The sequence below is a fragment of the Segatella copri genome (genome assembly GCF_949820605.1).
Lineage (GTDB): Bacteria > Bacteroidota > Bacteroidia > Bacteroidales > Bacteroidaceae > Prevotella.
The window spans coordinates 449,700-462,826 of the sequence record NZ_CATKVU010000006.1 but is presented as its reverse complement, the minus strand read 5'-3'; the positions used below and the strand labels follow the sequence as shown (position 1 = coordinate 462,826).

At 47.1% G+C, this 13,127-nt stretch carries 12 protein-coding genes; 8 read left to right on the top strand and 4 right to left on the bottom strand.

The genetic code is table 11. The features are described 5' to 3' along the window. The first annotated feature begins 69 nt into the window (after nucleotides 1–69). On the top strand, nucleotides 70–1,836 hold the full coding sequence (locus RCO84_RS02935) for an ATP-binding protein (protein ID WP_317583824.1): 1,767 nt from the start codon (nucleotides 70–72) through the stop codon (nucleotides 1,834–1,836). A 101-nt stretch (nucleotides 1,837–1,937) separates the two neighbouring features. Here the strand turns inward: RCO84_RS02935 and RCO84_RS02930 are convergent, their stop codons facing one another. Then, a complete protein-coding gene (locus RCO84_RS02930; RefSeq protein ID WP_260849706.1) occupies nucleotides 1,938–2,063 on the bottom strand; it encodes a hypothetical protein in 126 nt (41 codons plus the stop codon). A 429-nt stretch (nucleotides 2,064–2,492) separates the two neighbouring features. Here RCO84_RS02930 and RCO84_RS02925 point away from each other — a divergent pair, with 429 nt between their 5' ends. Further along, the gene (locus RCO84_RS02925; RefSeq protein ID WP_287850253.1) at nucleotides 2,493–2,678 is read left to right on the top strand and encodes a hypothetical protein; all 186 of its coding nucleotides are present in this window, start codon (nucleotides 2,493–2,495) and stop codon (nucleotides 2,676–2,678) included. A 372-nt stretch (nucleotides 2,679–3,050) separates the two neighbouring features. On the opposite strand, the gene RCO84_RS02920 is transcribed toward RCO84_RS02925, so the two are convergent. Beyond that, complete coding sequence (locus tag RCO84_RS02920; protein ID WP_317583820.1) at nucleotides 3,051–4,913, bottom strand: SLC13 family permease; 1,863 nt, start codon at nucleotides 4,911–4,913, stop codon at nucleotides 3,051–3,053. Between the two features lie 131 nt (nucleotides 4,914–5,044). Between RCO84_RS02920 and RCO84_RS02915 the strand changes: the two genes are divergently transcribed. From RCO84_RS02915 to RCO84_RS02905, 3 genes are all read left to right on the top strand, one after another. After that, a complete protein-coding gene (locus RCO84_RS02915; protein WP_264908950.1) occupies nucleotides 5,045–5,533 on the top strand; it encodes a low molecular weight protein-tyrosine-phosphatase in 489 nt (162 codons plus the stop codon). A 123-nt stretch (nucleotides 5,534–5,656) separates the two neighbouring features. Next, nucleotides 5,657–5,947, top strand: a complete 291-nt coding sequence (locus RCO84_RS02910) for a DUF4160 domain-containing protein (RefSeq protein ID WP_117691667.1) — start codon at nucleotides 5,657–5,659, stop codon at nucleotides 5,945–5,947. A gap of 4 nt (nucleotides 5,948–5,951) precedes the next feature. Further along, nucleotides 5,952–6,224: a DUF2442 domain-containing protein gene (locus tag RCO84_RS02905; protein WP_117691669.1), complete on the top strand. Its 273-nt coding sequence runs from the start codon at nucleotides 5,952–5,954 to the stop codon at nucleotides 6,222–6,224. Between the two features lie 67 nt (nucleotides 6,225–6,291). Here RCO84_RS02905 and mnmA read toward each other — a convergent pair whose 3' ends face one another. Beyond that, entirely contained in the window at nucleotides 6,292–7,371 is a 1,080-nt protein-coding gene (mnmA, locus tag RCO84_RS02900) for a tRNA 2-thiouridine(34) synthase MnmA (RefSeq protein ID WP_117727460.1), read from the bottom strand. Between the two features lie 275 nt (nucleotides 7,372–7,646). Here mnmA and RCO84_RS02895 point away from each other — a divergent pair, with 275 nt between their 5' ends. The 3 genes from RCO84_RS02895 to RCO84_RS02885 all read left to right on the top strand — a co-directional run bounded on the left by RCO84_RS02895 (nucleotide 7,647) and on the right by RCO84_RS02885 (nucleotide 11,950). Next, nucleotides 7,647–9,335 (top strand): putative transporter, encoded by a 1,689-nt coding sequence (locus RCO84_RS02895; protein WP_287850248.1) that lies wholly within the window; start codon nucleotides 7,647–7,649, stop codon nucleotides 9,333–9,335. Between the two features lie 6 nt (nucleotides 9,336–9,341). Next, nucleotides 9,342–10,793 carry a threonine/serine exporter family protein gene (locus RCO84_RS02890; RefSeq protein WP_317583817.1) on the top strand — a complete coding sequence of 484 codons (1,452 nt, stop codon included), beginning with the start codon at nucleotides 9,342–9,344 and terminating at the stop codon, nucleotides 10,791–10,793. Nucleotides 10,794–11,038: 245 nt separating this feature from the next. Continuing rightward, nucleotides 11,039–11,950: a LysR family transcriptional regulator gene (locus RCO84_RS02885; protein WP_117691673.1), complete on the top strand. Its 912-nt coding sequence runs from the start codon at nucleotides 11,039–11,041 to the stop codon at nucleotides 11,948–11,950. Nucleotides 11,951–12,111: 161 nt separating this feature from the next. On the opposite strand, the gene RCO84_RS02880 is transcribed toward RCO84_RS02885, so the two are convergent. Continuing rightward, nucleotides 12,112–12,993, bottom strand: coding sequence for a DMT family transporter (locus tag RCO84_RS02880; RefSeq protein ID WP_317583816.1), 882 nt, complete (start codon nucleotides 12,991–12,993; stop codon nucleotides 12,112–12,114). Nucleotides 12,994–13,127: the final 134 nt, after the last annotated feature.

The window sequence follows — 13,127 nt, the reverse complement described above, 5'->3', positions numbered from 1 at the left end:
CGAAAACTTTGCTTATTCCAAATAATAATCTTAACTTTGCGGCATAAAAACAAAAAGCAGGTTTCGATTATGGCAAAAATAGAAAGACAAAAGCGAATCTATCGCAAACGCATCCCTTACGGAATGCAGAACTTTGAAGATGTAATGGAAAGAGATTGTTACTATGTTGACAAGACCCCATTCATTGAGAAAATAGAAGAATCTAACATGTATTTCTTCTTCATTCGCCCTCGCCGATTTGGCAAGAGCCTTACCCTCTCCATGCTCGAAAACTATTACGACATCAACAAGAAGGATAAGTTCGAAAGCCTCTTCGGCAAGCTTTACATCGGAGAGAATCCTACCCCCGAACGCAACAGCTATCTCATCCTTCACCTGAATTTTGCCATGATTTCAGCAGGATTGGATAATTATAAAAAAGGACTTGATGCCCATTGCAGCAACAAGTTCAATACCTTCTGCAGCAGATACGCCCACCTTTTGCCACCGCACACAAAGGAAGAGATGAACCAAAAGGAAGATGCCGTTGCCCAATTGGGATTTCTATGCGACAAATGTGCTGAAGCAGGCTTGAAGATTTATCTCTTCATCGATGAATACGACCACTTTACCAATCAGATTCTTGCCCACAAGGAGCATGAAAAACGATACCGCGAGCAGACTCACGGTGAGGGATATCTGCGACATTTCTTCGACACAATCAAGGGAGCCGCCGGAGATTCTTTGGGCAGAGTTTTTGTTACAGGAGTAAGTCCCGTAACCATGGATGATCTGACCAGCGGTTTCAACATCGGTACCAACTATTCCCTGTCTCAGGAGTTCAACGAGATGGTAGGATTCACCGAGGAGGAAGTGCGTGAAATGCTGGCTTATTACGCCAGCGTGCTGCCATTTCACCACAGCGTGGATGAGCTGATAGAAGTGATGAAGCCATGGTATGATAATTATTGCTTCTCAGAAGAAGAGTACAGCAAGACAACCATGTACAACTCCGTGATGGTACTCTACTTTGTAGATAATTACATCCGCAACGATTATGATATTCCGAAGAAACTGGTGGAAACCAACATCCGCATCGACTACGACAAGATTCGCATGCTCATCCGCCATGACAAGGAGTTTGCCCACGATGCCAGCATCATTCAGGATATCGTGACCAGGGGATTCACCACGGGAACCCTGATGGAGAATTTCCCTGCCGAGCGCATCAACGACCCAGATAATTTCCTGAGTCTGCTCTTCTATTTCGGCATGGTAACGATAGACGGCACCTACCAGGGCAACACCCGCTTTGTGGTTCCCAACGAGGTGGTGCGCGACCAGATGTACACCTATCTGCTGGATACCTACAAGGAGAACGACCTCACCTTTGAGCAATACGACAAGACCCAGCTGGAGAGCAAGTTGGCTTACGAAGGTGCATTCAAGCCCTACTTTGCCTACATAGCCGATTGCCTGAAGCGCTTCTCCTCCCAGCGCGACAAGCAGAAGGGCGAAGCCTACGTTCATGGTTTCACTCTGGCGATGACGAGCCAATGCAAGTTCTACCGTCCTATTTCTGAACTTGACAACGATGGCGGTTATGCCGACATCTTCCTGCTACCCCTCTGCGACATCTATAAGGACATAGAAGATTCCTACATCGTGGAATTGAAATATTGCAAGCCGGGCACCAGCGATGAGCAGCTGAACCATCTCTTCGAGGAAGCCTCAGCCCAGATAAGGCGCTACGCCAATAGCGACATCGTGCACAAATCCGTGAAAACCACGAAGCTTCATCAGCTCGTTGTGATTTACCGGGGAGCAGAGATGGCGATGTGCGAGGAGGTGGAATAAATAAAACGGAAGAAAAGAAAGGGGAATAAAAGACATACAGAAAGAAAGGGCAAAAGCATCATACCATATATTGACAAGGTAATGCTTTTGCCCTTTTATCTTTAACGGATAATGTATTTCAAAACGCCGATGGTAGCAATCTTGGCTTCATTATCTTCCGGAATTTCTATGGTCTCGAAGCCATCCTTATTGAGTGGCTGCAGTTCTATTTTTGAATGAACTTCCACCCCTTCTTCGTTGCGTTCTTCGCTGAAATAACGACTTGAAAACTCCAGAAGAGGAATGTTGATACTACTATACTACTATTAAGAGATGACAGAGAACCGCAAACAATTTTTTGATGATTGCGAGGGTAAAAAGAGATAAAACGGAGTGAGGCTTTCTAGAGGAAATGGGGATTTCGGGGGGCCGGTAACAGGATTATCCCTACCCTCATTTCCTCTTCAAAACAGTCTCAAATCTCAGTCTCAGTTAGGAAAAATGTCACATTCCAACTTCAAACCCGCTTCTTAAATCGTTATAACTTAATGATTATTAATTAGTTATATATAATATATATAGGAAGCGAGACCATAAAAAAACAACTGAGACTCTGAGACTGAGACTGCAAGCAAGAAAAAATGAACATGAAATTTGATTTAACTCTCTAAAAAGCAATGGATTATAATATTTTTAGCAACATCGCTCCGGCGAAGCCCAAACCCAGCAAGGGTACTGAATTTGTAAAATTTGCCATCTCTCAGGCATCAAAAGACATGCAGGAAACCTTATTTCCGATGCTCTTCCCGATACTCGAAGTGGAGATAAATGGGGCTATTTTTCAGTATTCCGCCCTCAATTAGGAGAAATCATGCCGTATGAAGACCTATCTTGTTGCCGATTCGAGCTATAATAAGGAACAACTGTCCAACATCGTTGAAAACAACTGTCCAACATCGTTGAAAACATCTGTCCCAACTTCCGTGAACACGAAGAAAAGAGATTAGCGGAAAATGTTCCGCTATCGCACGACATCGCACGCTATCGCACAACTGATAAAACGGGATTTCGTATCTTTGCATCGTGATTCAGAAAGCGCGCAAAATCATTTGCCCAGTTGGAGAAAAAAATCTCCCTAATTGGGAAAATAAAAAGGCCTGATTTAATCCGATAAAAAAAAAGAGCCCCCAATGCGGGAAAAACATCAGGGGCTTTTATTTTGATATCAAAAATCCTTAGTAAGGAAAAAGGAGCGGAAGAACGAAGGTCATCACAACGCCGATGATAATCTGCAGAGGCAAACCTACCTTCACGTAATCCATAAACGTATAACCACCCGCCTTCATCACCAGCGCATTAGGAGGCGTGGAGAACGGAGAGGCAAAGCACATGCTGGCGCCCAACGTAACCGCAAAGAGGAAGGAATAAGGACTCACACCTACCTGTCGGGCCGCCACCAGGGCAATAGGAGCCATCAGCACAGCCGTGGCAGTATTGCTGATAAACATCGTCATCAGAGAAGTGGTGAAGTAGATACCTGCCAAGAGAGCTGTAGGTCCCATCGAACCCAAACTCTCTACCAGCCCCTGAGAAACCAAGGCAGAAGCACCCGTCTTCTCAAGCGCCGTAGACATCGGCATCATGGCGGCTATCAGCACGATGCTCTCCCAGTTGATGGTCTTGTAAGCCGCCTCCACATTCCGGAAACAACCGGCAAAGACGGTCAGCAGTCCGGCGATGATGACCGCCGTGACCGGAGCCACAGGAATGAAATCGAATACCATCATCGCAATCATCAGCAGCATGATGGCAGCCGCAACAGGCGCCTTGTAATCCAAGAGCACCTTGTCGGCAGTCTTCTCTGGCTGGTCGATAACCACCCAGTTGCTCGTATCGGTAGCCAGATGAGCCAAATTGGTCCATTCGCCCTGCACCAGGAGCATATCGCCCACATGCAGCTTGGTGGCTATCAGATTGTCGGTAATATATTCATCGCCACGCTTTACGCCCAGCACGTTGATGCCGAAACGCTTGCGCAGGTTGGCATCGCCTATGCGCAGACCGGCAAAATTAGACGTAGGCATCACCACGATTTCGGTCAGTCCCAAGTCGTAGAAATCAATCTTCACATCCTTCATCTTCCTGAGGCCGTAATCGTTGGCAAAGCATTTCATCTTCTCCTCCTCACCTATTATATATAAGGTATCGTGAACCTGAATGGTGCTGCTGCTCTTCGCCATGTTCTGGCTCACATCCTTCACCAGTCCCAGTCGTGATTTCTTCTCGTTTCTTATCTCGATGATACTCACGCCATATTTCTTCTGGATGCTCAGATCCTTCAGGGTTTTGCCCACGATATCCATCTGCTCGCCATTCTCGTCGAGGGTGGCAGAAGGGCGGCGGCTAGGCACGATGTAGCGATGCAAATTATCAAGCAGCTGATATTCGTCTACCAGGTCATCAAGCGATTTGCCCTGCTTCTTTTTCTTACCGCTCTGCTTTTTGCTGAGGAAGATTTTGCTGAGCGGCATGAGCACGATGATGCCGATGGCGATGACGATGATGCCCACAGGGAAGAAGCTGAAGAAGGCAAGCGGCTGATAACCGCTCTCGGTCAATACTTCATCGATAACCAGGTTGGGCGGCGTACCGATGAGGGTGAGCATTCCGCCCAGACTTCCGGCAAAGGCGAGCGGCATGAGGAAACGCGACGACTGCATGCCCGAGCCCGCAGCTATGCTCATGATGATAGGCATCATGAGGGCCACCGTTCCGGTATTGCTCACGAAGGCGCCGATAAAGGAGGTTACGAGCATTACGAGCAGAAAGGTAACGGTTTCGTTGCCGCGCGAGAGCGCCATGAGTTTATTGCCCGTAAGCTTGGCAAGTCCGGTCTGCATGATAGCTCCACCCACCACGAAGAGTCCTATCATCATGATGACGATGGGCGAAGAGAAGCCCGCCAGCGCCTCGGCAGGCGTCAGGATACCCAGAACCAGGAGTGCTGCCAGGGCGGTAAGCGCCACGATGTCGGCCCTCACCCTGCCCCAGATGAATAGGGCTACCGTAATAACCAATATGATAAGTGTTGTTGTCATGTGCTGTTTTTTGGCTGCAAATATACGGAAATAAAGTGAGAATTAAGAATTTGTGGGAAGAAAAATGAAGAAAAATCTTGCATAATACAGAGATTTATGCTAACTTTGCAAACAAAAAAAAAGTTAGCAACATGACAAAGAAAGGTAAACATACCGTATTATTTATCTGCCTGGGCAACATCTGCCGCTCTCCGGCAGCCGAGGGAATCATGAAGAGTCTTGTAGAAAAAGCAGGGCTTCAGGATGAGTTTGAAATCGATTCTGCGGGCATCGGTGGCTGGCACATAGGTCAGTTGCCCGACAGCCGCATGCGCAAATGTGGCGCCGAGCATGGCTACAATTTCAACAGCCATGCCCGCCAGTTTCAGAAGTCAGACTTCGCCCGTTTCGAAACCATCGTGGTAATGGACAACGAAAACTACCGTGCCATAACCTCCATGGCTTCTTCAGAGTCTGATAGGAAGAAAGTAGTGCGCATGGCCGATTTCCTGACCCACCATCGTGAATACACCACCGTTCCCGATCCGTATTATGGCGACTATAGCGACTTCGAGCTCGTCATCACGCTTCTCGAAGATGCCTGCCAGGGATTGCTGGACAACATTATCGGGGAAGGGTAAAAAGTATAAATTCCTATGCAGTTTGATTTTTTAGAGAAATAAATCAATAAAAGTGCTATTGTTTCGCTAAAACTTTGTATCTTTGCAAATAGATTTGTTAAAGCAATAAGATTATATTAAATTATGCCTAAAGTACTTCTCTATATAACTGCCAAAATAATATGGAACTTTCTGTTTTACAATACAGATTTCCATGAAAACAGAGCTCATGTTCATGTGGGTAAACGAGGGACAGAAGAACTCTGCAAAATTTGGTTAGAGCCAAATATAGAATTGGCAAAACAAGGTGACTTAACAGATAAGCAGGTCAAAGAAGTGATTAAGATAGCAGAAAAATACCAATCTAAATTACTTCATCAATGGAAGCAGTTTAAGAAAGGTAAGACAATAAAAATCATTAAAATAAAAGAGTAAGAATATGTATCAGAAAGAAGGTTATTGGGATGTGAAGCCAAAGATAAAGGCTTTATCCTTTCCCAAAAGAGGTAAGTTTGAAGTTACCCTGCAAGATGGCCGTTCCATAACGATGCCTATCTCTGCATTCCCAAGCATGAAAAAAGTCCCAGTAAAAGAAAGAAACAACTGGTATCTCATGGGGGGTGGCTTTACTTGGGATTCTTGTCCAGAAGTAATCCATATTGAACAGATTTTGGGCAACTATGCAAATTATGCCCACGAGCAAAATGCCTGAAACAGAATTATAAATATTGGGAGTATTCAGCAAATGAAAAAATGCTGATGATACTCCCTTTTTCTTTTTATACCGTAATCTCGCCCGAGCCATAGCAACGATGATGATGCTCATCATAAACTACACAGAACTGGCCGGGAGCCACACCATGAATCGCCTCTTCTGAATGAATCATCCAGCGGCCGTCTTCTAGCTTTTCTATCTTAGCAGGATGATACTCCGGCGTATGGCGAATCTTGAAAGTTACCTTCTGCATCGCAACCTCGCGTGTGAGGAAATGGAAATCATGGAGAGGAAAATCCTTCTTGTATGCCGACTGCGGATCATAACCATGACTCACATACAGGATATTGTTCTCTACATCCTTCTTAATCACGAACCAGGGACCGCCGCCAAAGCCCAAGCCCTTGCGCTGGCCGATGGTATGAAACCACAAACCCTTGTGCTCGCCTATGCGCTTGCCCGTTTCCATCTCTATGACATCGCCCGGCTTTTCGCCCAGATAACGGCGGATATAATCATTATAATTTATCTGTCCCAGGAAGCAGATTCCCTGACTGTCCTTGCGCTTAGCATTTATCAGATGCTCCTCTTCGGCTATCTCGCGAACCTCATTCTTGATATGATGGCCGATAGGGAAAATCGCTTTTTTCAATTGCCAGCTCTCTATCTGAGCCAGGAAATCGGTCTGGTCTTTCACAGGATCAGGACTCGTGACAAGCCATTTATCGCCATTTTCATCCGTTTCGGTCTGCGCATAATGCCCCGTGGCGATGAGGTCGTAGTTGTGACCCATCTTCTCATCGAAGGCACCAAACTTAATCAGGCGGTTGCACATTACATCCGGATTAGGCGTAAAACCAGCCTTCACCTTCTCCATCGTATAACGGGTTACCTCGTTCCAATATTCATGATGGCAGTCAACCACTTGCAGCTTGCACCCATACTTTCTAGCCACAGCCGTAGCCATCTCCAGGTCCTCCTCCGAAGAGCAGTCCCACTCCTCTTTCTCCTCAGGACCAATCTTGATGTAGAAGCAATCAGGATGCAGGCCCAGCTGGGCAAACTCCCAAACCACAACCGAACTGTCGACACCCCCCGAAAGGAGCACGGCAATTCTCTTATCCTTTATTTCATCAATATTCAGCATATTCTTTCCTGTTTATAATAATCCGGTTGCAAAATTACGAAAAAAAACTGATATAAAGAACATAGAAAGGGCTAGAAATGCATGAGAAAGAGAAAAGAAAAGCCCGCAAAGCCTATTTTCGCTATAGTAAACACTTATAGCCGCATTCGTAGCTTTTAAACATAAAACGAGTTTTGCTTTCGTTTTTATCTATACCTTTGCAATCGATTTCAGAAATCGATAAGAAAGAATGTTTTTGAAAAATCAGTATTTACATTAATAGATAAAGAAAAATGGAGATTTTAAAAAATCTATTTTATGGCTTCCCAGACCTTTGGGGAGGCGGAGTAGCCCACTCTGTGATGATTCTTTCGCTGGTCATCGCCTTGGGTTTGTGTTTAGGTAAGCTCAGAGTAAAAGGTGTTTCCCTGGGCTTGGCTTGGATTCTGTTCATCGGTCTTATCTTTGGACATTTCTCTCTCAACCTTGACGAGCATCTGCTCCACTTCCTCAAGGAATTTGGCTTGATCCTCTTTGTCTACTCTATCGGTCTGGAGGTAGGTCCGGGCTTCTTCGCTTCGTTCAAGAACGGCGGCAAGAGTCTCAACCTGCTCAGCATGATTGTTGTGGCCCTGAGTATCATTACTACCTTGGTCATCTTCTCATTTTCGGGAACATCCATCACCTCTATGGCAGGTATCCTTTCGGGTGCCGTAACCAACACTCCTGGATTGGGTGCAGCCCAGCAGGCATTCAGCGACTTGCGCCACATCGACGCCCCATCCATCGCAGCCGGCTATGCCATCGCCTATCCTATGGGTGTGCTCGGCGTTATCCTCAGCTTCATTATATTAAGGTTCGCGCTACGCGTAGACAAGCAGAAGGAAGAGGATGAAGCTAAGCGAGGCAAGGGACATCTTGAAGCGATGACCCTGAACACCTTCGCCGTAAAGGTTTCTAACCAGATGGTTTTCAAAGATACCGTCAAGCAGATTCGCTATCTCCTGAAGCGCGACTTCATGGTTTCCAAGATTATCCGTCATAACGGCGAACGCCAGGACGAGGTGGTTAACGGACAGACCGTGATAGAAGAGGGCGACATTCTGCAGATTGTGGCTCATCCTACCGTAGAAGAACCTATCATCGCCCTGCTCGGCGAGAAGGTTGACGTAAAGGACGAGGAATTCAGCAGCGAGCTCATCAACCGCCGAATCCTGATTACCAAACCGGGTATCAACGGAAAGAGCATCAGCCAGTTGCAGATTAGAAGCAACCTTGGCGCCAACATTACCCGCGTAAACAGAAATGGTGTAGACCTCATCGCAACCCCAGACCTGAAACTCCAGTTGGGCGACCGCGTAACCGTAGTGGGCAAGGAACTCGCCATCGCTCATACCGAGAAGGTGCTGGGTAACCAGATGAAGCGTCTGAACTACCCTAACCTCATCCCAATCTTCCTGGGCATCATGCTGGGTTGTATCGTAGCCAACATTCCGTTCTTCATCCCAGGCATCAACGAGAATCTGCGTCTCGGACTTACCGGCGGTCCATTGGTAGTAGCCATTCTGATAGGTTATTTCGGACCGAAATACAACCTCGTTACCTACAATACCATTTCAGCCAACCTGATGCTTCGCGAAATCGGAATCTGCATCTTCCTGGCTTGCGTGGGTCTCGGCACAGGCGAACAGTTTATCCAGACCGTAGCATCAGAAAGCGGACTGACCTGGATTCTCTACGGCATCGCCATCACCATGATACCAATCATTCTGGGCGGCATCATCGGCAAGCTCGTGTTCCACATCAATTATTATACATTACTCGGCGTATTGGCAGGTGCCAACACCAACCCTTCTGCCCTGGCTTACGTACGTGAGCAGACTTCGGCAGATGCGCCAACTGTAGGCTATGCGAATGTATATCCATTCGCCATGTTCCTCAGAATAGTAACCATTCAGATTATTATTTTTGTATTCGGATAAACATATATGACAGAAAAAGAATTGAAAACCTGCGCTTGCGGAGAGGATAACTGCAACTGCAAGGAAATAGCAGAATCAGAACTCAGGAGAAAACTCGACTTATTATTACGTACCGGTAGCATTCTCATGGAGAGTGCTGCCGACACATCCCGCATCATGCGAACCATGAAGCGTGCAGCAGCTTTCCTCGGTCTCGACGAGCGATACATGCACCTTTACATCAACTGGAACGTGCTGATGGTAAACTATAGCGACGAGGAGCATTCCTTCTCCAAGTTCCAGCGATGCGAGAAGCATGGTATCAACCTCACCTCTATTTCCCAGGTAAGTAAGCTCACCTGGAAGGCCATCAAGGATAACTATTCACTCGAACAGTATGAGCAGGCCCTGAACGACATCAAGGCCACCCCACGCAGCTTTACCCCTTGGCAGGTAGCCATCGGCGGCGGTTTTGCCTGCGGCGGATTCTGCATCCAGTTCGGTTGCGACTGGCCAGCCTTCTTCTTCTGTTCGCTTGCAGCCATTCTGGGTTTCCGCCTGAGAATGTTCTTGCCAACCAAGGGCTGCAACAACTATGTAGCCATCGGTATTTCGGCTTTCATAGCCACTCTGATAGCCTGGTTGACCTCATTCCTTTCGCTCAACCCATCGATTGCCAAAGCGCTTCCAGCCTTCATGCATTCAGATACCCCTTGGCATCCGCTGATGGCGTGTGCCCTCTTCATCGTGCCAGGAGTTCCACTCATCAACTTTGTAAGCGATATGCTAGACGGATATATTGAGGTGGGAATGGTTCGTGCCCTGAACACCCTACTGATGCTCTTCGCGATGGCTTTCGGTATCGCCTTCGCCATCCAGGTTTGCCACATCGACAACTTCGTGAAGGATCTTACGATGACTCCTCATCACGAATACTGGGAGTTTGCCATCGCAGCTGCCGTATCGGCCATGGGCTTCTCTACCATCTTCAGCATACCTCGCCGTCTGTTGCCGGTTGTAGCTGTGGGCGGTATCATCGCCGTATGCTTCCGCAATTTCGTCAATCTGGGTCCATCTAACGACAACATCGGTCTTGACATGGGTCTGAGCATCGGTTCGCTTGCCGGTTCTGCGCTCATCAGCATCATCGTGATCAAGGCGCGCCATTGGTTCCATACCCCTCACCAATGCATTACCATTCCTAGCGTTATCCCAATGGTACCGGGAGTTCTGATGTATCGCGCCCTGTTCGCCTTCATCGACATGCATGGCGTGGTAGGCGAAGTAACCGTAGGTATGAACAACCTCATCAAGGCTTCGCTCGCCATCATCTGCATCGCCCTGGGTGTGGCAATTCCAAACGTATTCTTCCGCCGTTTCATCGCCGACAACCGCAAGCGCAAGCTGCTTGCCATGCTGGTAGAAAGAAAGAAGAAGAATGGCGAATTCGTAGATTTGCACGAAGTAGAAATCAAATAATCATCTGGTTGAAAATCAGTTTTTCATCGGATGATAATCAGAAATTCATCCGATGTTAACCGGTTTTTCATCCTATGATAATCAGTTTTTTCATCTGATGATAACCGGATAAAAAGAAGTAGAGATGCGATAAAACATCATTTTATTCTTCAAAAAAGGAGGATATTAAAATAAATGTTTTATCTTTGCACCCAAATTTAGCTATCGGTTATTTCTATAGCCGATAGCTTCAATAAAGGAACAATATGGAAATACGACAACTGAAATATTTCTTGAAGGTAGCCGAGACGCTCAACTTCTCAGAAGCTTCGCGCAAGTTATACATCACCCAGAGCACCCTCTCACAGCAGATTTCGCATCTGGAACAAGAGATAGGTCTGCCTCTCTTCGAGCGCAATTCTCATGAGGTTTACCTCACAGAGGCGGGCAAGGAATTGAGACCTTATGCCCAAAACGCGGTCAATTCTGCCGAAGCCTGTGTAGACCACATGAACGATCTGAAGGAAATGCTTACAGGCGAACTGAACATCGGCGTAACGTTCTCCTTCAGCAACATCATGTCCGAGACGCTCATCGCCTTTCTCCACGCCTATCCTCATGTAAAGCTCAACATCCAATACCGCACCATGCAGGAACTGATGGACGGACTGAAGAAGCGCGAACTCGACCTCGTTCTGGCTTTCAAGCCTCTGAAGAACGAAAAGGCGGTAGACAGCCGAGCTATTTTCAGCAACCGTCTTGCCGCCATCGTGAACGAGAATCATCCGCTGGCGCGTCTTTCATCGGTCAAGCTTTCCGATCTGGAGCGCTACGACCTCATCCTTCCTTGCAAGGGTCTGCAGGCACGCAACGCCTTTGAGCACATGGTAGAGGGCAAGGACTTGAACTACAAGATTATGGTAGAGGTGAATAATGTAAACATCATCTTCGACCTTCTGAGCCGCAGCAATCTGGTGACCATTCTCTCCGAATCGACCACCATTCTGCAGAACGGCATGAAGGCGATTCCTATCGATGCTGCCGACAACGAAATGGATGGCTGCATCCACATTCTGAAAGATGCTTACATGAAAAACTCAGCCCAGGAGTTCATCCGCATGCTGAGCCAGTCAACATCCATCCTTGCCAATTTTGCCCTGAAGGATATCCTGAGATAATCATCTTAACGCCTGGCGGCTTGCGAGCCTATTTGCTTGCGGCTAGAACAGATAAAAAAATCCTCGCTCGAGTTCTTTTTCGAGCGAGGATTTTTTCTTCTTTTTACCTTTATGGGGACCAGCGATGGAATCGCTGGGAACGGGGGACGCAAGGGGGCTTTTTACCCTTTCTTTCTTGCGATGATAATCGTTACGCCAGCCAGAATAGCGAGGATGCCTATCGCCAGCTGCAGAGAGAAGCTCTCGCCGAAGACGCAGACGCCGATGATTACCGCCGTTACAGGCTCCAGGGCTCCCATGATGGCGGCTGGCGTGCTGCCGATGAGATTGATGGAGATGGTCATGAAGAAGAGCGACAATACCGTTGGCAACAAAGCCAGCTGGGCAGCACTGAGCCATTGTTTAGGCGTTTGCAGCATCTGTATCGGCTCGCCCGCAATAAACGAATAGATGAGCATCGTGATGAGTCCGAACACCAGAATGTAGAAGGTAAACTTGATGTTCGACATGCCCGGATTCTTCCATTGGTTGATGGAGATGATGTAAAGGGCATAGAGCAGGGATGAACACATGACGAGGGCAAAACCCGCCGTGCTCAACTTATCGTTTCCATCGCCCTGATAGAGCAATCCTACTCCCGATACCGCCAGAAGAATGGCAAGCGAGGTAGACCACGTTACCTTCTCGTGGAAGAAGACCGTCATCAGGATGGCCGTCATAATAGGATAAACGAAGAGGATGGTGCTGGCAATACCTGCCGCCATATAATGGAAACTGACATAAAGCGTAGCTGATGAGAGCGAAAACATGCAGCCCAGCACGCCAAGACGAATCAGATGTCCCCACTTCACCTTGAAACTCTCCTTGCGAAACAGCATCACCACGGCAAACATCAGTACCGCCAAGAGATAACGATAGATGAGTACAGAACTGGAATTGAATCCGTCTCCATAGAGTTCGAGCGTGCCCAAAGGATTGGTACCATAACATACTGCGGCAACAATACCCGCCGCAAAGCCTTTAACTTTATTACTGCTTGTCATTAGATTAAATACTATTTTCTTTCTTATACTTCTTGTTATCTATCTATTTCGGGCTGCAAAGTTACAGCAAATATTCGAGATAAGCTAACAAAATCGTATAAATATATTGTAATATCTGAGAAAAAACGCTCTTT

Excerpts from the sequence above, each read along its gene's own strand:
- RCO84_RS02935 (WP_317583824.1), top strand. The coding sequence starts at position 70 with ATGGCAAAAATAGAAAGACAAAAGCGAATCTATCGCAAACGCATCCCT.
- RCO84_RS02925 (WP_287850253.1), top strand. The coding sequence starts at position 2,493 with ATGGATTATAATATTTTTAGCAACATCGCTCCGGCGAAGCCCAAACCC.
- RCO84_RS02920 (WP_317583820.1), bottom strand. The coding sequence starts at position 4,913 with ATGACAACAACACTTATCATATTGGTTATTACGGTAGCCCTATTCATC.
- RCO84_RS02915 (WP_264908950.1), top strand. The coding sequence starts at position 5,045 with ATGACAAAGAAAGGTAAACATACCGTATTATTTATCTGCCTGGGCAAC.
- RCO84_RS02910 (WP_117691667.1), top strand. The coding sequence starts at position 5,657 with ATGCCTAAAGTACTTCTCTATATAACTGCCAAAATAATATGGAACTTT.
- RCO84_RS02905 (WP_117691669.1), top strand. The coding sequence starts at position 5,952 with ATGTATCAGAAAGAAGGTTATTGGGATGTGAAGCCAAAGATAAAGGCT.
- RCO84_RS02895 (WP_287850248.1), top strand. The coding sequence starts at position 7,647 with ATGGAGATTTTAAAAAATCTATTTTATGGCTTCCCAGACCTTTGGGGA.
- RCO84_RS02890 (WP_317583817.1), top strand. The coding sequence starts at position 9,342 with ATGACAGAAAAAGAATTGAAAACCTGCGCTTGCGGAGAGGATAACTGC.
- RCO84_RS02885 (WP_117691673.1), top strand. The coding sequence starts at position 11,039 with ATGGAAATACGACAACTGAAATATTTCTTGAAGGTAGCCGAGACGCTC.
- RCO84_RS02880 (WP_317583816.1), bottom strand. The coding sequence starts at position 12,993 with ATGACAAGCAGTAATAAAGTTAAAGGCTTTGCGGCGGGTATTGTTGCC.